The following is a 21,791-nucleotide window of genomic DNA, read 5'->3' on the forward strand; positions in this document are numbered from 1 at the left end:
TCTTCGTCAATCGAGGAAATCCTTGAGCTTCTTGCTCCTGCTGGGGTGGCGGAGCTTCCTCAGGGCCTTGGCCTCGATCTGCCGGATGCGCTCCCTGGTGACGCCGAACCGCTTTCCCACTTCCTCGAGAGTGTAGGACCGGCCGTCCTCGAGGCCGAAGCGGAAGTGAAGCACTTCCCTCTCCCGCTCGGAGAGGGCGTCCAACATTTCCTCTATCTGCTCGTGGAGCATGTGCCCTGCGGCGGCCTCCTCGGGGCTGGGAAGATCCCTGTCCTCGATGAAGTCGCCGAGCTGGCTGTCCTCCTCCTCGCCTATGGGAGTCTCCAGGGAGACGGGAAGCTGGGCGATGCGCCGGATCTCCTCCACCTTGGAGGGCTCGATCTCCATTTCACCGGCGATCTCCTCGTCGGTGGGCTCCCGGCCCAAACGCTGGACCAACTGGCGGGAAATGCGGACCATCTTGTTGATGGTCTCCACCATGTGGACGGGAACACGGATCGTCCGGGCCTGGTCGGCGATGGCCCTCGTGATGGCCTGCCGGATCCACCAGGTGGCGTAGGTGCTGAACTTGAATCCCTTCCGGTAGTCGAACTTCTCCACCGCCCGGATGAGCCCCAGGTTTCCCTCCTGGATGAGGTCGAGGAAGAGCATCCCCCGGCCGATGTATTTCTTGGCGATACTCACCACGAGACGGAGGTTGGCGTCCACGATCTTCTTCTTCGCCGTCTCGTCTCCGGCCTCCACCCGCTTGGCCAGCTCGACCTCCTCCGCCGCGTCCAGAAGGGGGACCTTCCCGATCTCCCGAAGGTACATGCGAACGGGGTCGGTAAGGGGGATGTCGTCGAGCTTTCCGATCTCCATGTCGACGGTCGGCTGGGCGAGCATGTCGTCGTCCACCGCCACGGCGACGGGTGCTGCTGCCGCCGCCTCCTTTTCATCGCTCACCATTTCGATTCCCATGTCCTGGAGGCTGGTCATGACGTTGTCGAGAATCTCCTCGCTCCAGTTTTCAAGAGGGAGGTGCCGCTCGATATCCTTCTGGGTGAGGAAGCCCTTGCCCTGGCCTTCGGAGATGAGATCCCGCACCTTACCAAGGTATTCGGCCATGTCTTCCCGCGACAGCTCTTCCTTCTTGACGACCTTCTCGTCCAGGATATCTTCCTTCTCCGCCAGAATATCCTTCTCGTTCAGAATGTCATTCTCCATCGAGCATCCAGTCCCCTTTTCACTACGGCAAGAACGGTCCTGACTTCCCTTCCGGGAATCGGGGCCGTTTCATAATTCTCCTCCGCCTGATTTTTTGAGCGGACAAATATTATACCATACTTCAGTCGACGGCAAGATCAAGACGAAGGAACCCTAAATCCGCAGGTTTTTCAGGCAGAGGGAATGTCGCCGGGCACAGCGCCCGGGCCGAGAAACCGACACGGATGTCGGTTTCAGGTGCAGTTGTCAAGGACGACAATCTGCACCCCCCGCCCAAGCGAGCACCGGTGACACTCCCCGCTGCCTGCGGATTTAGGGAAACGGCGGGAAGGAGACTTCCGGCGACGGCCCCACCCATTTCCTGGTTTCCTCGAACTCCATCTCGTACAGCAGGCGGCTGATTTCCAGGTCCACCGGGTTGTCGGTCTCGTAGGGAATGAAGAACCTCCTGTATCCGAACTTCTCGGCGAAGAAGGGCATGTTCGCCTGGGAGGACACGCTCTTTTCCAGGACGACGCCGAGCCTGTCCAGGAAGTCGTCCTCGCTGAAGAAAGGGTTGACGCTGACCAGGATAATGGCCTTGAAGCTCTCGAGAATGATGTCCCTGTCCCAGAGAGTACAGAAGGAGACTCCCCCTTCCACATCTCCATGGCCTTCGATGAGAGATCCGACCGCTTCCTCCATGGGGACGGAGTAGCCGAAGAGCATGGTGAAACCGAAATCTATCCGGCGCTGCTTCCCGGGGATGAACATACTGTCCCGGAGCAGGGTTCCGGCATAGCCGCTCTGAAGGCTCGTGAGGCAGAAGAATTCGCTGCTCAGGCACATGGACAGGGCGGCGATCCTGGAAAGGCGACCGCTGTGGTGGGAATTCACGGACACAGGCTCGTAATCCACCCCGAGAGGAAACCACGGGGCGATCTGCATGTCGACATTGGAGTCCCAGTAGGGAAGGGATGTCATCCGACTGAAACCTTCTTCTCCTTTTTCCTGCCGAGAAGGCCGCAGACATGGTCCACCAGCTCGGGAATCTCGGGCTTTGTGATCTGGGATTCGGCTCCGACGCTCGCCGCTTTGTTCTTGATATCCTTGGCCATGATGGACGAAAAGACGATAATGGGTATATTACGGAATTCCCCGTGCTCCTTCACCCGCCGCGTGAGGGCCAGGCCGTCCAGCCGGGGCATCTCCACGTCGGTGATGAGAAGGTCGTATGTCTCGCCCGGGGTGGAGAGCCTGTCCCATGCCTCCTTGCCGTCGACGGTGAGGACCACGTTATGAAAGCCTCCCTGGCCGAGCACGTCCGCGATCTGCTTCCGGATGAGGGGCGAGTCCTCGGCGACGAGAATTCTGTAGTCATCAAGGTTGCCCAAGGGGGCGGTCATGGCCTTCGTCCGGACCGGGTCTATGGTGTACCGCTCCGACAGGGTGGGGTTTACCTTCTGCACGATAGCCTCGTAGTCGAGCAGCAGCACGTTCCGGCTGTCCCTCTTGATAACGTAGAGGACATACTCGCCGAGAAAGGTCCCCGTGAGGGTGGAGTCCAGCTCTTCGGAGTTGATGCGGTATATCCGCTCCACGCCGTCCACCACGAATCCGAGCTTGACGTCGTTGAACTCGGCGATGATCACCTTGCTGTGCTCGAGGTCTATTTTGCCGGGAATGCCGAGGTGCACCCTCAGGTCGAGCAGGGGAAGCACCTCTCCCCTCACCGAGGTAATGCCGATCATGGACGGGTGGGATTCGGGGATGGTTCGGCAGCCGGGCCACCGGAGGATTTCACGGGTTTTGTCCACGTTGATGGCGAAGGTCTGGTCCCCCAGGTAAAAGACCACCACCTGCCATTCGTTGGTCCCCACTTCAGTTATAACTTTTTTGACTTCCTGCATTGGATCTCCCTCCTCCGGTCTTCCGGATGGTTCACCTGAAACTACTATAGCGGAAGGACTGCCCTCCCACAAGCCCCGCACCATCCCTTTCTGATATACTTCTGAAAAGAAATGGGGAAGGGAGATGCGACATGGCAGACAACACCGAAGCACTGCGCTCCGGCCCCATGGGGGCCCTGCTCTTCCGCCTGTCCCTCCCGGCGGCCCTCGGGATGGCCGTCCAGGCATCCTACAGCCTCGTGGACGCCTTCTTCGTGGGTCAGGGAGTGGGTCCCGCCGGAATAGCCGCCGTCTCCATGACCTTTCCCCTCCAGATGATCATCATGGCGGTGGCCCAGGTAGGGGGTGTCGGCGGTGCCTCCATCATCTCCAGGAGCCTCGGCGCGGGCAGGAGAAAACGGGCGGAAAAAACCGCGGGGACCATCTTTTTCGTCACCTGGGCCGCGGGGCTGCTGCTCTCGGTCATCTGGATTCTCCTTGCCCCCTTCCTCCTCAGGCTCATCGGGACCAGCGGGGACATCCTCCCCCTGGCGGAGGAATACGCCGCCGTGCTCTTCCTCGGAGCCCCCTTCTTCGCCTTTTCCATCACCGCCAACAACTTCGTCCGGGCGGAGGGGAACGCCTCCTTCGCCATGATGACCATGATCATTTCCGCCGGAATAAACACTCTCCTCGACCCCCTGTTCATCCTCGGGTTCGGGTGGGGGGTGCGGGGCGCCGCCTGGGCCACGGTCATCTCCCAGGGGGGAACCGCCCTCTGGCTGGGGTGGTATTACCTGGCAGGGCGCAGCCTGGTGACCTTCCGATGGAAACACTTTCTGTTCCGGCCCTCCATCCTCGCCGAATGCCTTTCCGTGGGGGCGGCAGCCTTCGCCCGGCAGGGGGCCGCCAGCATCTCCCTGCTGGCGGTGAACCTGGCCCTGGCCTCCGCGGGAGGGGCCGACGCCGTGGCGGCCTACGGCATTGTCAACCGGGTCCTTCTCTTTGCCGTCATGCCGGTCTTCGGCATAGTCCAGGGACTCCTCCCCGTGGTGGGGTTCAACTACGGGGCAAAACAGTACTGCCGGGTGGCGTCCGCCCTCCGCATCTCCATAGGGGCTTCTACGGTTCTCTGCGCTGCCGGGGCCGTGCTGTTTTTCACCGTTCCGGAGAAAATGGCGGGGCTGTTCACATCCTCCCCAGCGGTCACGGCCCTCGGAGCCGATGCGGCCCGGATGCTCGCCCTCGGAATGCCCCTCACGGGCTTCCAGATCATGGCGTCGGGCCTTTTCCAGGCCATCGGGAAGGTCCGTCCCTCTCTCGTTCTCTCCCTGCTTCGGCAGGTCATCTTTCTCGTCCCCCTGGTGACGGTCCTCGCTCCCGTTTTCGGCACGGCGGGGGTGTGGGGCTCCTTTCCCGCGGCGGACCTCTCTGCCGCCCTGGTGACCTGGATGATGTACCGGAAAGAAATGCGCCGCCTCCGGCAAAGCTGCGAAGACGGCGGTGACGATTTCCCAGCGGGAACGGCCGGAAGCTAGAACATCAGGGCGGCCGTGAGAAGGTGGGCGTGGGAGAGGGGATATTTTGAAACGTGCCCCGAGAATGCTCCCCCGGTACGCCGGGCGTGGTCCGGGAAGTCCTTCCTCCCCGCCGGATCCGCGAGACGGATGAAATTTGCCATTGCCACGGCGTTTCCGGAGAGTATGGCCCCATCGTAGGCTTCCTTCCTCCGGAGGAAGAGATTGGCGTCCTGCTCTCCGTTGAGAAAGAAGCCCCCCTTCTTCCCGTCGGCAAAGTCCTCCAGGAGGATGTCCATGAGTTTCACCGCTGAAAGGTAATGCTCTTTCTTCCCGGTTGCGGCACCGAGCTCCGACTCTCCCCAGGCAAGAAAGGCGTAATCGTCAAGGAATCCGGGAATGGCGGCGTCCCTGTCCCGGTACCTGTGGAGCAGTCTGCCGGTCTTCTCCCTGAGCTTGAGGTCGATGAACCGGGCCGCCTTCTCTGCCGCCGTTACCCATTCCTTCCGGCCGAACACGGTCCCCGCCAGGGCCAGGCCGGCGATCATGAGGCCGTTCCAGTCGGTGAGGATCTTGTCGTCCAGCAGGGGCGCTGGGCGATTCCGGCGTTCGGCGAGCAGTTTTTCCCTGCAGGAGGCGAGCAGTCCGTCCAGCTCCTCCGGCTCCAGGGAGAACCGTGCCGCCGCCTCGGCGGGAGGAACGGCCCCGTAGAGCACGTTGTCCCCCAGGATGCGTCCTGTAACTTCGTTTTTGAAGTTGCCTCCCCGGAGAACGCCGTAGGAGTGAAGAAACACGCCTGCCTCTTCCCTGGTGAGAACGTTCCGGATCTGCTCCTCCGTCCAGAGGTAGTATTTCCCCTCCTCCCCCTCGCTGTCGGCGTCAAAGGCGGAATAGAAGCCCCCCTCCGGCGAGGTCATCTCCCGGAGTACAAACCCGGCGAGGTCTTCGGCGAAGACTTCGAACAGGGGGTCCGGCTTCTCCTTGTGGAATTCCGCCAGGGTGTAGAGAAGCAGCGCCTGGTCGTAGAGCATTTTCTCGAAGTGGGGCAGAATCCACCGGCGGTCCGTGGCGTACCGGGCGATTCCTCCCCCCAGGTGATCGTGTATGCCCCCGGCCCAGATGTGAGCCAGGGTATTGCGGGCCATGGAGAACGCCCTCCCTTCGCCGAAGCGCTTCCAGTACCGGAACAGAAAGAGGAGCCACGAGGGCATGGGGAATTTCGGCTCCTTCGAGAAGCCGCCCCACTCGGAATCGTACCCCCGGGACAGCTCGTCGAAGGCGGCCTTCGCCTGGGCCTGCCCGGGGCATGGTCCCGCCGCGGGAAGGGCCTCTTTCAGCAGGGTCTCCCGAATGCTCCCGGCGGACTGCATTACCTGCTCCCTCCGGGTCTTCCAGAGCCACTTCACCCTGGGGACCATGTCAACTATCCCGGGCCTTCCCGCCGCTCCCCTCTTGGGCAGGTAGGTGGCGGCGAAAAAGGGCAGTCCTTCGGGGGTGAGAAAGACGTTCAGGGGCCACCCCCCGCTGCCGTTCATCATCCGGCAGACCGCCATGAAGTTTCCGTCGATGTCGGGGCGCTCCTCCCGGTCCACCTTCACCGGCACGCAGGCATCGTTCAGGAGGTTCGCCACCTCGCTGTCGCTGAAGGATTCCCTTTCCATGACGTGGCACCAGTGGCACGTGGCGTAGCCTATGGAGACGAAGAGGGGCTTGTCCTCCTCCCTGGCCTTCCGGAAGGCCTCGTCGCCCCAGGGATGCCAGTTCACAGGGTTGTCGGCGTGCTGCAGCAGGTAGGGCGATTTCTCTCCGGCGAGCAGGTTTCTGTGCCCTGTCATGATACGGCCCCGTCCCACAGGGGGAGCAGTTCCTCGATGGTGCCCATCACTTTCCAGGCTCCAGCTCCGAAAAGGCCCTCCGGGGGGAAATTCCCGGTGGTGAGCCCTACGGACCGGACCCCTGCCGCAGCCGCAGCCGTCATGTCGTCCGCCGTGTCCCCCACGAAGAGGGTGTCGTCCTTCCCGAATCCCAGCTCGGCCATACTCTTCAGTATCATGTCCGGGGCCGGCTTGGCGTTCTCCACATCGCCCATACCCACCACGGAGCGGAAATACCCGGAGAGCCCGACGGCCTTCAGCGGATTGACCGGCGACTGGCGGTTGGAGGCTATTCCCAGGGCCACTCTTTTTTCCGTGAGAGCCTCGAGAACGGATACGGTTCCGGGGAAGGGAAAAATGCCCGCAAACTCCTGCTCGAGGAACAGGGCCCGGAATTCGGTGAGCCACTCCTCATCAAAACGGTTCCATATCTTCATCCATGATTCCCGGATGGGAAGCCCGATAACGGACAACACCTGCTCCCGGGTCACGAGAGGAAGCCCCTGCCGCTCCGCCACCATGTTCATGGTGTCCATGATGGCGTAGCTGCTGTCCACGAGCGTCATGTCAAAGTCGAATATCACGCATCGAAACACTCAAAACCACCTCTTTCTCACTTCTCCGTTCAATGGTACCCTGCGGCCGGGAAAAAGAAAAGGACCACCCCGGGGCCTAAATCCGCAGGCAGCGGGGAGCGTCACCGGTGCTCGCTTGGGCGGGGGGTGCAGATTGTCGTCCTTGACAACTGCACCTGAAACCGACATCCGTGTCGGTTTCTCGGCCCGGGCGCTGTGCCCGGCGACACTCCCTCTGCCTGAAAAATTAGCGGATTTAGGCGGGGGGCGGTCCGGAAAATTGACGGGGGGTTTCCCGGGAAGCCTTATCTCGGTCCCGTGTACTCAAGCACATACATCGTGCCGTCGAAACGATCCACGATGTAGATGAGCCCGTCGGCATCGACGAAAACGTCATTGGTCTGGACAGCCGCCTGCCCTTCGGGTTTCTCGGGAACAAAGTACCCAACTTCCTCTGGCCGGTAGGGATTGGAAATATCGGCAATCCGGAGACCGCCGTTGAAGTATGCGATGTACACGAGTTGGTCGTCGATGAGGCTGCCGGGCCTGTTTTCGTGGATGTTGTGGGGTCCGAAGCGCCCTCCCTTTTGGCAGAAGCCCGCAGATTCCGCCTGGACGGTGGAGATGGGAATGGGGTTCTTCTCGTTCCTGACATCGAAAATCCAGACGAACTTTTCCGGTTCCTCGCAGAAGTCTGCATGAGCTTCGTCGGTGACCACAAGAAGGTTCCTCCGGGGAAGAGGAAGAACGGTGTGAGTCAGGCCGCCGTAGGGAGGATAGCAGTTGAACTTCGAGACCAGGCTGGGCTTCTTCAGATCGGAAATGTCCAGGATGGTCAGCCCCCCGTCCGTCCAGCCTATGTAGGCCCTGCCGCTCTGCACGTAAGCCGGCCCGTGGGCCCTGACCCTGGCCCCCTCAGGCCACGTGGGTGTTTCTCCGCCCGCCGTCCACATTCCGGGATACCACCACCGGGAATACTCCACCGGTTTTGCTGGGTTTCTCATGTCGAGGACCATGTAGATCTGATCCGTGTACCCTTCGACCGTGGGAGTGATGTGGGCGAACTCGCCGTCAACGAACCACATGCGGTGAACTCCCTTTCCCGGGGTCTCGAAAAACCCGATCTCCCTGGGGTTCTCCGGGGAAGAGATGTCATAGACCCTCACTCCCGACAGCCACGGCTCGTACTTCCTGTACCGCTCGTTGTTCACGATCATGATGTCCCCGCTGACCTGGACCTTGTGGGAGTGACCTTTGAGGGGCACGGGGGTTTTGCTGATCACCTTCGGGGCATAGGGATTCTTCACATCGACGAGGGTGACCCCGTCGCCGAAAAGATGGGCCACGAAAGCGGTACCTTTGTCCACCAGGATCTGTCCCGCTCCTGCTTCCGAAATGCGGGTTCTGCTGATGACCCGTATATTCTTCCTGTGTTCTTTGTGGTCGCTGGGCAACATGTTTTTACCTCCGAAAATGGTTTCTGATGACGGCCTACAGGGCCGCCCCCTTTTTCCTGAAATGGGCCACGATGCCCGGCAGAACGATGGAGACCGCGAGAAGGATCCAGAGGAAGTTCCCGAGAGGGCGGGAGAAAAGGATGGCCGGATTGCCGTTCCCCAGGAGAAGGGCTCTCAGGAAGTACTGTTCCGCCAAGGGGCCGAGAATGACCCCGAGGAGCACCGCGTGGGGAGAGTACCCCGTCCTCTTGAGGATATATCCGATGACCCCGAAGAAAAGGGCGATCCACATGTCGAAGAGGTAGCCCCGGGCCACGAAGGAGCCGATGAGGGTAAAGGAGATGATGGTGGGGGCGAGGATCTTCGTGGGGAAAAAGGACATTTTCGCCAGGGACTTCGCCAGTGGAACCCCTATAAATATCATGACGATATACGCCAAGAGCATGGCAACCACCACGCCGTAGGCGAGCTGAGGCATGACCTGGAACAGCCTCGGGCCGATGGGCACTCCGTGGGCCTGGAGAACCACCATCATGACCGCCGCCGTACCTCCCCCCGGAATTCCGAGAGTGAGCAGGGGTATGAGGCTGCCGCTCGTGAGTCCGTTGTTCGCCGCTTCCGAGGCGATGACTCCTTCCGGCTCTCCCTTCCCGAACTGGTCTTTGTTCTTCGAGAAGGTCATGGCCTGCTGGTAACTGACAAAGCTCCCGATAGTCGCTCCGGCGCCGGGTATAATTCCGACCACGAACCCGATGAGGGCGGAGCGGATGACAGCGCCGATCTTCCTGAAGGAGACCACAATTCCCCTGACCGTTCCCTGCCACCCTTCCTTGAGGGCTGAGGCAAGCTGTGACGGATCGATGATGGTGTTCTTCTCGATCATGCTGAAGGCTTCAGAGATGGCGAAGAGACCCACTATGGCCGGAACCCGGGGCATGCCGTCGAAGAGGTACACCAGGCCGAAGGTGGCCCTGGGGACGCTGTAGACATGGTCATAGCCTATGGCGCCGAGAAGCAGCCCGAACATCCCGGCGATCAGGCCCTTCAGAACGCTTCCGCCGGCTATTTGCCCGATGAGGACGATACCAAAGAGGATGATGACGAAATTCTCGATGCTTCCGAAGTAGTAGACCATCTTTGAGAGATAGGGAAGAGCCCCGAGGGTGATAAGGGTGGTGAAGAGGCCGCCTATGGCCGAAGCGACAAAGGCTATGGCCAGGGCCTCCTGCCCCCTCCCCTGCTGCGTCATTGGATAACCGTCGAAGCAGGTGGCCGCAGCAGAGCCCGTTCCCGGCACGTTGAAGAGAATCGCCGGAATGGAACCTCCCATGTGGGATCCGGAATAGAGACTGGCCATGAAGGCCATACCGGCACCGGACTCCATGCCGAGGGTGAAGGGAAGGAGGATGATCAGCACGTTGGTTGAACTGAAGCCCGGCACGGCGCCGACAAAAATCCCCAGTCCCACGCCGAGCGGAATGAGCCACCAGTACCCCATGATTTCGTTCAGAGAGACAAGCGTCATTTCCCACATGGCTCAGAGAACCCCCTTTATCTTTTCCGAAACTGCATCAAGGGGCAGATCCACCTTGAGAAACAGAATGAAAAGAACGAAACCCACCAGGGTCACGATGACGCTCACCTTGAGAATCCGGGGCAGACTTCCGTAATGCAAGAAGGCAGCCGTGGCAGCCACGAAGAGAACGCTCGCCAAAGGATAGCCGGTCAGCGGAATGATCACGATAAACAGTCCCGTGAAAACCGCCATGACAACAAACCTGGAGTACTTCACCCCAAGGGCCTTCAGCCTGCCGGAAACCGGCTCCCTCCCCGCGTCCCTGTGGCGGAAGACCATCACTGCGGCCGCGAGAAACAGAAGGATGCACAGGATGCTCAGGGAACCTCCGTAGAGCTGCGCCGGAGGCGCGAGGCCCCAAACGGTGTAAAGGTAGTAGATCGCCAGGGCCATGCCGAGGCCGGGAATGAAAAGATCCCCCGGTGACCACCGCATTCCTTTATTTGCCATTCAATCTCCTTCTTTCTTCCATGCAAAGAGCACCTAAAAAGGCTCCGGAGCCGGAAAGGCGGTTCGTCACCCTCTGTACCCCGGAGCCTTCCGCTCCCGGTTTCCGTGCTATTTTTTCCCCTTGAGAATTTCCTTGTATTTCGTGGCTGTTTCTATCATGTCCTGGGCCATCTTCATGCTTTCAGCCTCGTCCTTGAACTCGAGGAACTGAGGGTCCATGCCGACTTTTTTCCATTCTTCCCTGAGTCGGGGGTCCTCGAAAGCCTTTTTGAAAGACTCCACGAGCTTTTCATAATCGGCGGGATTCTTATCCCTGAATTGCCGGGATACAGCCCATGCCCTGTTGCCTCCTAACTCAGGCATCTCGACTCCAAGAGCTTCCTTCGGCGTGGGAGCGTTCTGGGAGATGTCCTTCCATTTGTTTTCGTTCTGGAACATCACGATAAATCTCACATCGGAAGCAAAATCGAGAGAGGAGGACAGGAAGGTGGTCACTGCGTCCACCTCTCCGGTCAAACCGGCTGTACGGGCAGGATTGCCGCCCCCGTAGGGTATGATATTGAACTGTGCTCCTGTGGCTTCGCCGAGCAGCAGGACCGCCAGGGTTGAAGGATGGGGGAACCGGCTGGTGGCGATGGTCACAGGCCGTTTCTTCCCCTCTTCCACGAGATCCTGTATGGTCTGGAACGGCCCGTCCTTCCGAACCCAGAGCACCGCCGGATCGGAATCCATGCAGGCGAAATAGACAAAGTCGTCGGGGAACTTGAAATCCGTTTGGCCATGCTCTTCTTCGGCAGTCCCTGAACGGTGTTTCTTCCCTGCCCGGAACGGAGCGGTGGAACGACGACGGAACCATGAGAAGGGTGTATATCGACCTGCAGGTGTCCGGCTTCGCATTCCACCTCCGAACCTACCCCTGAAAAAACGGGAGGCCGTTCCCGGCCTCCCGTTCGTCTACCCCTCCAGCACCTCCAGGTTTTCCGCCAGCACCCTTTCGGGCAGCAGGTCCTCAAGGGCCTTCCGGTAGTGTTCCATTTCCACGCCGGGAATGAGTCCCTCCTTCGCCGCCCTCGACAGCAGGGCCACGTTCTGCATCCGCACATCGGGAAGGTCCCTTTTTTCCGCCATATGCCGGACGTTCAGCCGGCGGCAGACCTCTTCCACGTCTTCGGCGGAGACGGCATCGGCCTTCCCGAGCCGTACGTCCAGGGGCTGCCAAAGGGTGTCGAAATAGAGCAGAACCCCTCCGGAGGCTGCATAGGCCTCCACTGCGCGCAGGGCCTCGGTGCGCTCCAGGGCGAGGATCAGGGACGCGGAACCTTTTCGCACGAGCGGTGTGGTCACTTCCCCGCCGATCCGGACGAAGGACTCCACCATGCCGCCCCTCTGGGCAAGGCCGTGGGTGTCCACACCGCAGACGGAAAGTCCCGCATGATCCGCGGCCCTTATGACCGCCTCGCTCAGGAGGCCGATCCCCTGGCCCCCCACGCCGGACATGTAGATATCGAACCGCTTCATGCCTTCTCCCCTCCCCTGTTCTCTTTCCGAAGGCCGATGGCCTTCACCGGGCAGGTCTGGACGCAGGACCCGTCGCCGATGCACAGTTCCCGGCTCACGTTCACCCCCCCGTCCTCATCCCTCTGGAAGGACGGGCACCCGAAGGACTCAACGCACACGTGGAGGCGGTCGCACGTCTCCTGGTTGACTTCCACCGATTTCCGCACGTAGTCCGGGTTCCGCTGCTGCTCCCGGGTGTACTTGAGCATGCAGGGGTGCCGGGCGATCACCACGGAAAACCCCTCCTCGGCCATGGCTTCCTTCACAAGTTCAATAAGCTTGCCCTGGCTGTAGGCGTCCACCTCCCGGATGCTCTTCACCCCCAGCCCCTCGAGCACCCCCCTGACGGGAATGGCCTCCGACGGTCCGTTGGCGTTTCGCCCCGCGCCGGGGTGGTCCTGGTGGCCCGTCATGGCCGTGGTGCCGTTCTCCATGACGATGAGGGTCAGGTTGTGGTTGTTGAACACTGCGTTCACGATGCCCGGAAGGCCCGCGTGAAAGAAGGTGGAATCCCCGATGAAGCTGACCACCTTCCTCGCGCCGTTGAACAGGGAGAGCCCGGCTCCCGTTCCGGTGGAGTGCCCCATGGACAGCAGCACCTCCCCCATCTCGTAGGGGGGCAGGTAGCCAAGGACATGGCATCCGATGTCCGCCACGGTGATGTCCTCTTTGGACAGGGCCTGCCGGATGGCGTGGAACGCCGAGCGGTGGCCGCATCCAGGGCACATCTGGGGCGGTCTTGGGGCCAGGGACGGCTGCCGCTTGGCTCCCCTCAGAGGAACCATGTCGGGCCATGTTTTGGCCAGCACTTCCGCCACTTTGTCGGGGGTGTACTCCCCGATCCGGTCGTCGTCGTCCGCCTTCCCGACGATGGTGACCCGGATGCCCCTGTCGAATGCCAGGGCCTTGATGTCCTTTTCAAGCACGTCGTCAAGTTCCTCGAGAATTTTCACTTGGTCGTGGGCGCGGAGAAACTCCTCCACGGCCTTCTCCGGCAGTGGGTACACAACTCCCAGCTTCAGGATGTCCGGGGTCCGGCGTGAATCCTCCAGCACGTCCAGGAGGGACCGGAACGGCAGCCCCGCCGTGATGACGCCTCTCGAGGAGTCCGTCCCCTTCCTGACCTCGCAGAATGCGGGGGAATCCATCTCGCACCCCGCGAGGGAGAGTCTGGCCAGGGCCCGCCGCTTCATCTCCAGCGCGGCGGCCGTCAGGGGCACCATGGGGCCGCCCGACGTGTCGAAACGGGATTCAGTACTTACGGCGCCGCCCTTCCACGCCCCGAAGGCGACCTTCTCCTTGCCGTGGCACACGTGGGTGGTCATCCGGAGGATCACGGGCATCTTCTTCCGCCGTGAGAGGGCCATGGCCTCGAGGTAGTACCGGTAGGCCTCCGAAGGCGAGGACGGCTCCAGCACCGGGATGTAGGCCATCCGGGCGAAATGGCGGTTGTCCTGCTCGTTTTGGGACGAGTTGGCCCCGGGGTCGTCGCCCAGTACGGCCACGAGACCTCCCTCCAGTTCCAGGAGGGAAAGCTGCACGAAGGAGTCGGCGGCCACGTTGAGCCCCACGCTCTTGAAGAAGACACAGGAGGGGTGCCCGTTGAGGGAGGCTCCGCAAGCCACCTCCGTGGCCACTTTTTCGTTTGTTGAAAACTCGAAATAAAACGGGCGCTTCTCCCCGGGAACGGAGAGAAGCGCGGATGCGATTTCAGGAGTGGGCGATCCGGGGTACGACGTGACGACCTCCGTCCCCGACTCTATCATGGCCCGGGCCAGGGCCGTGTTTCCCAGGACGATCTCGGAAAAAGAATCCTGCCGAAGCAGCATTTCGCCGAGATTTTTCATTATCCTGCCTCCTTTCGGGTAATCAGTACTTCGCCGTCCGGCAGATGAAAATATCCCTTCCGCGGTAGGTGAAGTGCTCCACGAGGATGATGTTGTCCTTGAAGGCTATGGTCTTGTTGACGAGAATGGTCACCTTGCCTGTTTCATCCGTCACCGGGACATAGTGCTCCAGCCCGAGAAGCCTGCCGCTCTCAACGAGAGCCGAGGGTTCTTCCCCTCAGGTGTTCTTGTAGACGCCCCAGTCGAGGGACAGTTCCGGCCCCAGGGCCTCCAGCTTTTCCGCCACTCCCGGGGCCGGTTTCAGGACGAGAACGTCGGCGGCCGTTCCGGGGAGGGCCGAAAATGTGAGCACTAAAGCCAGGACGGACAGAAACAGCGCGATTCTTCCTTTTCTCATGGTCATGCCTCCTCAAGGTATCATGGTGATTTCTGCATTGTACCATGACCGGAAGAACCCGCATTCAGTCCTTCGGCGGATAGGAAACCAGCCGGCCCTGCCTTCCGGAGGCCATCAAAAAAGCTGCATCCCAAGGGATGCGGCTTTTCCATCGTTATTTCCGCTATTCGTAATGACTCCAGGCGCCGACCACCTTGACCGCCCGGTCTTCCTCAAGTATCTGATAGACCACCCGATGCTGCCGGTTAATCCTCTTCGAGTAGGCCCCCTTAAACTCTCCCACCAGTTTCTTCCTGGGAGGCGCGTATGAATTCTCCCGGAGGGCACGCTCGATGGACCGGATCTTTTCGCCCCAGCCCCGTTCGATGACCCTCTCTCTGTCCTTCAGGGCCTCCTTCGTGTAGAAGACCCGCCACGGCCCGTCATGCATCTTCGTCTATTTCGACACACTCGGACAGGGGAGCGGCCATGCCTGAGATAATTTTATCCCGCATTCCGGGTACCGCCGCAATAGCAAGGGTCTCCTGGATGTCCCGGTAGTCGTCCTCCGACAGGACCACTACATTACCCCGCTTCCCGGTGATGTAGACCGGTTCTTCCGTCTCCGTGACGTGCTCTATCAGCCTGTACAGATTTGCCCGCGCCTTGCTCGCCGTGATGATCACGACATCACCTCCCTGACGCATTCATCATAGTACGTCATATCGTACGAGTCAAGCGCGTACTCCCTCCATTCCTCTCCTTGGGCGCAGGGATGATCCGTTTTCCGGGATTTCTGATGATCCCCCGTTGGTGCGGCTCCGCCGGCGATTGGCCAGCCCTTCCTCCGAAGCCGTACCCCGGTCGAAATGTGCTACACTTCTTCCGTAAAGTGAGGAGGCGATTGCCTTGTTGATGCACACCTACCGCAATCCTGCGGATATTTCCCGTCATCTGGCCGGACGGACCGGGGATCCCGAACGGGTTTTTCTTGTACCGTCAAACCGCGACAGGTCCCTACTTCTGGACATGCTTTCGGCCGAAGGGGATTCCCCTCCGGAGGGGCTCTTCGGAAGCAGGGTCCGGGAACGGAACGTCTGGATCTGGGATGACCTCTATCGAGCTCTTCTTGAGGCGGGTGCGGGAGAGAAGCCCCGAGCGCAGATCGACCCTCCGGACCACCGGCTCCTGCTGCGGAACATCGTGAAGTCCCTCCGGGAGCGATTTGCTGAATCTCTGCCGCCGGGAGTCTTTTCGGAAGGATTCCTCGACATCGCCGGGGGGGCGGTCCGGGAGCTTCTGCGGGAGGACGTGTCCCCGGAGACCCTGGCCGGTTCGCTGGGGTGCGCGGGGTGTCCTCGGGACGGGGGATGCTCCCGGCTGGACGACGAGTCGGGAATTCTCTGCCGGATTTACCGGGACTACACAACCCTCCTGGACGATCTGAACCTGGCGGACAGCGCCCAGATCCCGTCCCTCGGGCGGGACCTTCTTGCGGCCTCGGAGACTGCCCGGGAACGGGCAAATTCTTTCCGGATCACCGCCGTGGGCTTCCTGAGCTTCGCCTCCGGACAGCTCCGTTTTCTGCGGCAGCTCCTCGAGGCCGGGGCTGAGATGGAGTTTTTCGTCCCCTGGTGCGGCCCGGGCGATTTTTACACGGCGGCGGACCAGTTCCCCGAGGCCTCGAAAACACAGGTGGAGGGAAGCGGCCCGGCCCTGTCCTTCTCCATGTCGGGAGGAGACCTCCGCCTGGCATCGGATACCCTGGCCAGGGAGCTTCTTCTCTGGTCCGCAGGTGAGGGAAAGATCGCGGAATCCACGGGGCTGCCCTTTCCGGGGTGGTCGTCCATCGGCGTCTGCGGCGACGGGGAGGAGACAGCCTCCGCAGCGGAGAGTTTTTCCCGGTACGGACTGCCCTTCTCGCTGAAAGACGGGGTGCTGGTCTCGGAGACGATCCTCTGGAAAAACGCCCTCAGGGCCCTGGACCTGGCCTCCGAGGGGTGGCCGGCAGGAGAGACGGCGGATTTCCTGTCCGGTCTTCTCTTCTCGCCCTTCGACTTTCCCCGGGATGACTTCGCCGCCGCCCTGCCCTGCGGGAGGAAGGGGTGGCTGGACTTCCTCGGGGAAGCGGCGATAAAAAGCCCGTCCCGGAATGCCCCGCTGCGCGCGTTCCGGAGGGCTCTCGCCTTCACCGACGCAGTAACTGCGGGAGGCCGTCCGGAAGACTTGCTTTCTGCCCTTGAAAAACTGGCCCCCGACCGGGAGGAGATGAAGGGGCTCATAACGGGAGCCCGGAATTTTCCTTTCCTGGACGGGATGCTCAGGACGGTGAACGTGGCCGTGCTGGAGGCCGGAGAAAAGGAACGGGCTCTCCGCGACCTGGCCCGGGACCTCGGGGAATCGGGCAGGGCAGTTCTTCGGGGCGGGGAGGCCGCAGCGTTCCTGGCCCGGTGGGCCGAGAGCGCCTCCACGAGGACCTCGCCGCCGATCTCCCCCGCCATGGCGGTTTACCAGGGGACGCCCCCGGTGCTGACCTCGGCGGCGGTGTGGGTCTTCCTCGGCGCCGCAGCCTCCCGGTGGCCGGGGCAGGTGCGGGAGTCCGCGCTGCTGAACGACGACCGCAAAGGCATCCTCCACGACAGCCTCGGCCTGGGGCGGAGCCACCTTCCCCTGGTGCCGGAGAAGCGGAAGCAGCGGGAAGCCCTCTTCCGGAGGCTTGCCGCCTGCGCCCGGGAGCTGTGCCTTTTCGTTCGTCCCCTGGCCGACGGCGGGGGCCGACCTTTACCGCCGTCCCCCTTCGTGACTGAGGCGGAGGCCGGCCCCTCCCCCTGGCTTATCCCGGCGAAGACTTCCTATGAACGGTCCCTGGGGGATCTTCTCCCCCCGGCCGCCAGAGGAACAATCTTTGTCAGGAGGGTGGAGATTCCTGCCGAAAGCAGCCCCCTGAACGGCCTTTCCCGTGGTGATCCCCGGACCACCCCTCTCCCTCTGCCCGAGAGGGTCTTCCGCCTGAGCGGCCTGGACGATTACGCTGCCTGCCCCTTCTTTTACTACTGCCGGAGGATGGGCCTCGAACCTGCAAGAGAGGAGCTGTTCCGCCGCGATCTGGCGGGAAACGGATTCCATCGTCTCTGGGAGCTGGCGTGGAAGGAATACCTCTCCTCCGGGGGAAACCTTGAGGAATTGGCGGATCGCTTCTTCGACGACGCTTACAGGGACGGGTACCCCAGGCTGCTCTCGGATCCCAGGCTGGCGCGCCACAGGGCGGACCAGCGGGAGAAGAACCGCCGCCTCGGGGCGCTTCAGGACGCCATGGAGAGGAGCGGGCTCGGTGAGGCCCGGAGAGAACAGCGGAGGGAATTTTCCCTTCCTGAGCCGGAGATCGGGGGAGCGGTATTCCGTGGACGGTGCGACCGGATGGACATCCTCGGTGACGGCTCCGTCATCCTCTTCGACTACAAGAGCGGCAGGGCCGGGAAATACAAAAAAAGCCTCCAGCTCGCCGCCTACAGCATCGCCCTCCGGGAAGGCCCGGAACGGCAGGGCGCCTCCGCGGCGGTCTTCCTTGGGCTGAGCGACGGCTCGGCTGCGGCGGCCGGACATGACGGCGCACCCCTCTGGCTGGACGCCGGGAAAACGTCTCTCGCAGAACTGGAGGCCCAGGCAGGGGACATCATGAAGCGGGCGGCGGAATCCCTCGCTTCCGGGCTCTTTCCGCCGGAGTACGATTCGGACCGGTGCAGGTACTGCTCTTTCTCCTCCCTCTGCAGGCGCAGGGACTTCCGGGAGGAAGAAGAGGAAAACGGGGATGGGGAGGAATAGGCCATGACGGACGGCGACATCCTGACCGAACGGCTCAGGGACAGCATTGCGGCGAAAGGAAGCCTGCTTCCCGCCCAGGAAGAAGCGGTGTTCTCCGATGCCCCGCTCACCCTGGTGGGGGCAGGTGCCGGTACGGGAAAGACCCACACTCTTTCGTGGCGTTTTCTCCGGGCCCTTCTCCGGGAGGGGATGAGGCCCAGGGACATCCTGACCCTGACCTTCACCGAGAAGGCCGCCCGGGAAATGGCGGACCGCATTGCGGCCCGTTTCAACGACATGAGACCCCTTCTGGACCCCGACGGGACGCTGCTGGCGAGGGCGGCGGGGGAGCTGTCCGAGGCTCCCGTCTCCACCATCCACTCCTTCGCGCTGAATATCCTGAGGGAAGAGGCCCTCTTCCTTTCTTCAGGCCTGTCGGCCCGCCCCATCTCCCCTCCCGAGGAAAGGCAGTTTACCGGCCGGGCCACGGCGGCCCTGGACGCCCTCGACCTCCAGTGGTTCCGGAACGCCCTCCCCGGGGGGCGGACGCCTGAAGAATTTCTCGGCGAAAGCCTGGAGGATCTTCCCCCTCTGCTGAACGCCTATACTCCGGACACAACGGCGGGATTCGCCTTTTCCCTGGCGAATATCCTGGAAAGCCGGGGCATGGATCCCGACGGCCTGCTCGCGTCGGCAGGGGACCGGGAGTATTTCGCCCCTGTCATCGAACGGCTGAAGGCCGTCTGCCTTCCGCAGGCGAGGGAGACCGCCGAAATCTGGCTCGGCCGGGTCCTCCCGGGACTGCCCGCCGAATTGCCCGGCGGAGGAGCCTACAAAGAAAAGCTCGCCGCGTTCAGGAACTCCTGGAGAGGAGCGTCTCCCGAAGCTCTTGACGCCGAGGGAACTCTCGCTTTCGCATCAGAGCTTTACGGGCGTCTTCTGAAGAATCTCTCAGGGGCGACGGGAAACGCGGCGAAGAAAGCGGCGGAACTGGCGGGGTGCCTGTCCCTGAAAGAGCACAGGGATCGGTTTGCCTTCCTCTGGAAGGGACTCGGCTTCCTCGACGTGGGGGAGGAGCCCCTTCACTTCCGCCTTCGGAACAGCCTCCTCAGCCTGACGGCCCTGCTGTGGTGCTGCTGCCGGGAGTTCCGCCGCAGACGGGGCCTTCTCTCCTTCGACGATATGATCCGCCTCGCCGCCGAAGCGGCGGCTGCGGGACAAGGCGGGCGGCGGATACGGACCTACCGGGAAATCCTGGTTGACGAGTTCCAGGACACCAACCCCCTCCAGGACGCCCTCATCCGGTCCGTGGCCGGCGAGGAATGCAGGATGTTCCTGGTGGGGGACCTGAAGCAGTCCGTCTACCGCTTCCGCCACGCCGACCCCACCCTCTTCGGCAGCCTGATTCTGCGTCGGGGCGGGGGAGACAGGTACATCCCCCTCCAGGCGAGCTTCCGCACCCGATCCTCCCTGCTGGAAAGGATCAACGGGATCTTCGCCCATGTCTGGCGGAACGGCCTTTCCTCCTCTCTGCCCCAGGAGTACGAGGCCCTTGTCTTTCCCGGCGATCCTGAGCAGGCGAAACTGCGGGAAAATACCCCTCTCCCCCCCCTGGACACCGTCATCCGGTATGCCCGCCCCCTGGAGAACGGTGAAGGGAAGAAGACGGAATCGACGGGCGAGGTGCGGGTGAGGGTGGCCCGTGGCCTCGCGGCAAAGCTGGCCGGGTTTCGCGGGATGGACGTGTGGGACAAGAAAGACGGGCGAAGGCCCGCCCGGTGGAAGGACATGGCGGTCCTCGTGCCGGCCAGGACGTCCTTTCCCGCCCTGGAGAAGGTGTTCCGGTCCGAGGCGGCCATCCCGGTGGCCTTCGAGAAGGGGAAAGAATACTTCAACCGGGGGGAGATCGGGGACCTTGCCGCCGCCATCCGGACGATTGCCTTTCCGGAGGATCGGGGAGCCCTGTCGGCCTTTCTCTGCACTCCATTCTCCGGTCTTTCCCTGGAGGAGGCCTACGCCCTCCTTCCCGCAGGGGAAGACTTCCCGGTGCGGCATCCCGAGGCGGCGAACCGGCTGGAAGCGCTCCGGGCGGAGGCGAGATACAGCGGGCTTTTCTCCGCCCTCTGCTCCCTTCTCCGGGACCAGTCGTATCTTCGCGCCTATCCTGCGTGGAACCGCCGGAACGTCCTGGCCAACCTCCGGCAGGCCCTGGACATGGTACGGGAGTACGAGGCCGTCTTCGGACCAGACCCGGCCGGGTGCGACGGCTATTTCGCCTCCCTGCGGTCCGGGCAGGGGACCGTGACGGAAACATCGCCCCCGGGGGACGAGGAGGACGTGGTGCGGGTGATGACCGTCCACAGCGCCAAGGGACTGGAGTTCCCCATCGTGGCCGTGGTGGACCTGAACAAGGCCCCCGGTGGAAGGGGCGGAAAGGGTGAACCTCTTGTTGCGTCCCCCCTTCTCGGGGCGGGTGCGTCTTCCTATCCCCGGGAATGGACGGACAGCGGAGAGGAATGCGAATCCGCCACGGGGAAGCTGGCTTCCTTCCTCGAAAAGACGGAAGTGGAGGAAGAGTGGCAGCGCCTCTTCTACGTGGCCTGCACCCGGGCCATGGACTGCCTGGTCCTGTGCTCGCCCTGCGGGCTGGACAAAGACGGCTCCCCCTCCCCCCAAGAAGGATCGTGGCTCTCCATGCTCGGAGAAGAGTTCCTCCCCGGTCCATGCGCCGCTGAAGACGACCCCCGGAAAATCCGGAGAAAGACAGAGGACACATCCGGCGAGATTCCATCCGTTCGGTGGATCCCGTCGCCGTCCGCTGCTGACCTGCGGTACGAACGGCTCAGCGCCACGTCCTACGCCCTCTTCTCGTGGTGCCCCGCGGCGTGGCGCATGAAATTCCGCCAGGGTCTCGAACTCGCCTGGGAGCTGCCTTCATCGGAGGAGTTCGGCGGGGCCGACCTCGGCTCCCTCGCCCACTGGGTCCTCGCCCGGTGGAACTTCACGGTCCCCGGCCTGGACCGGTTTCTCGGCCCGACCATCCCTTCCCGTCTTCCCCCCCGCCTTCGCGCCGCCTGGAACGACGAGGGCGGGCGGGCGGCCCTCCGGGAATGGCTCACCATCACGGCCGAAGGAGCGGCGGGCAGGAAACTTGCCGCCCTCGCAGCCGACGGCGGCCTGCAGCGAGAAATCCCTTTCCGGGTGCCCCTCAGGGACGGCCCGCTGCTCACCGGCGCCATGGACGTCCTCTGGAGGGAAGGAGACCGGCTATTCATCCGGGACTACAAAATCACGGCGGGTGACGAAAGCCTGAATGCCCGGGAAGAGCCGTCGTGGAAGTTCCTCTACGATTCCCAGCTTCTTTTCTACGCCTGCGCCGCCCGGGCCGTCTTCGGGGAGGCGGAAACGGACATCCGCCTGATCCGGCTGCGGACGGGGGAAGAAGGCGAACCCGTGGTGCCGGAAGGCTCATGGCAGACGGTGGAAGAGGACATCCGCTCCACGGCCCTCACGGCCGCCCAGGGCCCCTTCCCTCCCAGGACCGACCGGTGCCGGAGGTGCTTCTACCGCCTGGACTGCCCTTTCAGGGGATAGAACGTCTCTTTCAGGGCATTCAGAGAGCGATGTTGCCCCATGTTCGACGAACCGGGCCGCAAGCCTGCGGACATTGTCCGTATAAAGGTGGGC

General features: G+C 62.4%; 18 protein-coding genes. 3 read left to right on the forward strand and 15 right to left on the reverse strand.

Annotated elements, in window-relative coordinates:
* Positions 1 to 6: 6 nt before the first annotated feature.
* The 3 genes from rpoD to JMJ95_RS09025 all read right to left on the reverse strand — a co-directional run bounded on the left by rpoD (position 7) and on the right by JMJ95_RS09025 (position 3,095).
* Positions 7 to 1,206 (reverse strand): RNA polymerase sigma factor RpoD, encoded by a 1,200-nt coding sequence (gene rpoD, locus JMJ95_RS09015; RefSeq protein ID WP_290684664.1) that lies wholly within the window; start codon positions 1,204 to 1,206, stop codon positions 7 to 9.
* A gap of 312 nt (positions 1,207 to 1,518) precedes the next feature.
* Positions 1,519 to 2,169: a hypothetical protein gene (locus JMJ95_RS09020; protein WP_290684665.1), complete on the reverse strand. Its 651-nt coding sequence runs from the start codon at positions 2,167 to 2,169 to the stop codon at positions 1,519 to 1,521.
* Positions 2,166 to 3,095 (reverse strand): chemotaxis protein, encoded by a 930-nt coding sequence (locus JMJ95_RS09025; RefSeq protein ID WP_290684667.1) that lies wholly within the window; start codon positions 3,093 to 3,095, stop codon positions 2,166 to 2,168. The genes JMJ95_RS09020 and JMJ95_RS09025 overlap by 4 nt, the downstream gene beginning before the upstream one ends.
* Before the next feature lie 131 nt (positions 3,096 to 3,226).
* On the opposite strand from JMJ95_RS09025, the gene JMJ95_RS09030 reads away from it, so the two are divergent.
* Positions 3,227 to 4,612 carry an MATE family efflux transporter gene (locus JMJ95_RS09030; protein ID WP_290684668.1) on the forward strand — a complete coding sequence of 462 codons (1,386 nt, stop codon included), beginning with the start codon at positions 3,227 to 3,229 and terminating at the stop codon, positions 4,610 to 4,612.
* Here the strand turns inward: JMJ95_RS09030 and JMJ95_RS09035 are convergent.
* From JMJ95_RS09035 to JMJ95_RS09090, 12 genes are all read right to left on the reverse strand, one after another.
* Positions 4,609 to 6,426, reverse strand: a complete 1,818-nt coding sequence (locus JMJ95_RS09035) for a thioredoxin domain-containing protein (RefSeq protein ID WP_290684669.1) — start codon at positions 6,424 to 6,426, stop codon at positions 4,609 to 4,611. The genes JMJ95_RS09030 and JMJ95_RS09035 overlap by 4 nt on opposite strands.
* The gene (locus JMJ95_RS09040; RefSeq protein ID WP_290684670.1) at positions 6,423 to 7,061 is read right to left on the reverse strand and encodes an HAD family hydrolase; all 639 of its coding nucleotides are present in this window, start codon (positions 7,059 to 7,061) and stop codon (positions 6,423 to 6,425) included. Before JMJ95_RS09040 ends, JMJ95_RS09035 begins: the two co-directional genes overlap by 4 nt.
* Before the next feature lie 284 nt (positions 7,062 to 7,345).
* A complete protein-coding gene (locus tag JMJ95_RS09045; protein ID WP_290684672.1) occupies positions 7,346 to 8,497 on the reverse strand; it encodes a hypothetical protein in 1,152 nt (383 codons plus the stop codon).
* A 34-nt stretch (positions 8,498 to 8,531) separates the two neighbouring features.
* Entirely contained in the window at positions 8,532 to 10,031 is a 1,500-nt protein-coding gene (locus JMJ95_RS09050; RefSeq protein WP_290684674.1) for a tripartite tricarboxylate transporter permease, read from the reverse strand.
* A 3-nt stretch (positions 10,032 to 10,034) separates the two neighbouring features.
* On the reverse strand, positions 10,035 to 10,523 hold the full coding sequence (locus JMJ95_RS09055; RefSeq protein ID WP_290684676.1) for a tripartite tricarboxylate transporter TctB family protein: 489 nt from the start codon (positions 10,521 to 10,523) through the stop codon (positions 10,035 to 10,037).
* Between the two features lie 108 nt (positions 10,524 to 10,631).
* Positions 10,632 to 11,420 (reverse strand): tripartite tricarboxylate transporter substrate-binding protein, encoded by a 789-nt coding sequence (locus JMJ95_RS09060; RefSeq protein ID WP_290684678.1) that lies wholly within the window; start codon positions 11,418 to 11,420, stop codon positions 10,632 to 10,634.
* 57 nt (positions 11,421 to 11,477) lie between these two features.
* Positions 11,478 to 12,041: a 2-oxoacid:acceptor oxidoreductase family protein gene (locus JMJ95_RS09065; RefSeq protein ID WP_290684680.1), complete on the reverse strand. Its 564-nt coding sequence runs from the start codon at positions 12,039 to 12,041 to the stop codon at positions 11,478 to 11,480.
* Positions 12,038 to 13,927 (reverse strand): indolepyruvate ferredoxin oxidoreductase subunit alpha, encoded by a 1,890-nt coding sequence (locus JMJ95_RS09070; RefSeq protein WP_290684681.1) that lies wholly within the window; start codon positions 13,925 to 13,927, stop codon positions 12,038 to 12,040. The genes JMJ95_RS09065 and JMJ95_RS09070 overlap by 4 nt, the downstream gene beginning before the upstream one ends.
* A gap of 22 nt (positions 13,928 to 13,949) precedes the next feature.
* Complete coding sequence (locus tag JMJ95_RS09075) at positions 13,950 to 14,081, reverse strand: hypothetical protein (protein ID WP_290684682.1); 132 nt, start codon at positions 14,079 to 14,081, stop codon at positions 13,950 to 13,952.
* Positions 14,082 to 14,144: 63 nt separating this feature from the next.
* Positions 14,145 to 14,324 (reverse strand): hypothetical protein, encoded by a 180-nt coding sequence (locus JMJ95_RS09080; protein WP_290684684.1) that lies wholly within the window; start codon positions 14,322 to 14,324, stop codon positions 14,145 to 14,147.
* Positions 14,325 to 14,487: 163 nt separating this feature from the next.
* On the reverse strand, positions 14,488 to 14,754 hold the full coding sequence (locus JMJ95_RS09085; protein WP_290684686.1) for a type II toxin-antitoxin system YoeB family toxin: 267 nt from the start codon (positions 14,752 to 14,754) through the stop codon (positions 14,488 to 14,490).
* A complete protein-coding gene (locus tag JMJ95_RS09090; protein WP_290684688.1) occupies positions 14,747 to 14,989 on the reverse strand; it encodes a type II toxin-antitoxin system Phd/YefM family antitoxin in 243 nt (80 codons plus the stop codon). The genes JMJ95_RS09085 and JMJ95_RS09090 overlap by 8 nt, the downstream gene beginning before the upstream one ends.
* Before the next feature lie 229 nt (positions 14,990 to 15,218).
* On the opposite strand from JMJ95_RS09090, the gene JMJ95_RS09095 reads away from it, so the two are divergent.
* Positions 15,219 to 18,125 (forward strand): PD-(D/E)XK nuclease family protein, encoded by a 2,907-nt coding sequence (locus tag JMJ95_RS09095; RefSeq protein ID WP_290684754.1) that lies wholly within the window; start codon positions 15,219 to 15,221, stop codon positions 18,123 to 18,125.
* 3 nt (positions 18,126 to 18,128) lie between these two features.
* Positions 18,129 to 21,698, forward strand: a complete 3,570-nt coding sequence (locus tag JMJ95_RS09100; protein WP_290684690.1) for an exodeoxyribonuclease V subunit beta — start codon at positions 18,129 to 18,131, stop codon at positions 21,696 to 21,698.
* Positions 21,699 to 21,791: the final 93 nt, after the last annotated feature.

Origin of the sequence: Aminivibrio sp. (assembly GCF_016756745.1) — a bacterium.
GTDB lineage: Bacteria > Synergistota > Synergistia > Synergistales > Aminobacteriaceae > Aminivibrio.

Bases quoted from the DNA above. Each gene is read 5' to 3' on its own strand.
- rpoD (WP_290684664.1), bottom strand. From the start codon at position 1,206: ATGGAGAATGACATTCTGAACGAGAAGGATATTCTGGCGGAGAAGGAA.
- JMJ95_RS09020 (WP_290684665.1), bottom strand. From the start codon at position 2,169: ATGACATCCCTTCCCTACTGGGACTCCAATGTCGACATGCAGATCGCC.
- JMJ95_RS09025 (WP_290684667.1), bottom strand. From the start codon at position 3,095: ATGCAGGAAGTCAAAAAAGTTATAACTGAAGTGGGGACCAACGAATGG.
- JMJ95_RS09030 (WP_290684668.1), top strand. From the start codon at position 3,227: ATGGCAGACAACACCGAAGCACTGCGCTCCGGCCCCATGGGGGCCCTG.
- JMJ95_RS09035 (WP_290684669.1), bottom strand. From the start codon at position 6,426: ATGACAGGGCACAGAAACCTGCTCGCCGGAGAGAAATCGCCCTACCTG.
- JMJ95_RS09045 (WP_290684672.1), bottom strand. From the start codon at position 8,497: ATGTTGCCCAGCGACCACAAAGAACACAGGAAGAATATACGGGTCATC.
- JMJ95_RS09050 (WP_290684674.1), bottom strand. From the start codon at position 10,031: ATGTGGGAAATGACGCTTGTCTCTCTGAACGAAATCATGGGGTACTGG.
- JMJ95_RS09055 (WP_290684676.1), bottom strand. From the start codon at position 10,523: ATGGCAAATAAAGGAATGCGGTGGTCACCGGGGGATCTTTTCATTCCC.
- JMJ95_RS09060 (WP_290684678.1), bottom strand. From the start codon at position 11,420: ATGCGAAGCCGGACACCTGCAGGTCGATATACACCCTTCTCATGGTTC.
- JMJ95_RS09065 (WP_290684680.1), bottom strand. From the start codon at position 12,041: ATGAAGCGGTTCGATATCTACATGTCCGGCGTGGGGGGCCAGGGGATC.
- JMJ95_RS09070 (WP_290684681.1), bottom strand. From the start codon at position 13,927: ATGAAAAATCTCGGCGAAATGCTGCTTCGGCAGGATTCTTTTTCCGAG.
- JMJ95_RS09080 (WP_290684684.1), bottom strand. From the start codon at position 14,324: ATGAGAAAAGGAAGAATCGCGCTGTTTCTGTCCGTCCTGGCTTTAGTG.
- JMJ95_RS09085 (WP_290684686.1), bottom strand. From the start codon at position 14,754: ATGCATGACGGGCCGTGGCGGGTCTTCTACACGAAGGAGGCCCTGAAG.
- JMJ95_RS09095 (WP_290684754.1), top strand. From the start codon at position 15,219: ATGCACACCTACCGCAATCCTGCGGATATTTCCCGTCATCTGGCCGGA.
- JMJ95_RS09100 (WP_290684690.1), top strand. From the start codon at position 18,129: ATGACGGACGGCGACATCCTGACCGAACGGCTCAGGGACAGCATTGCG.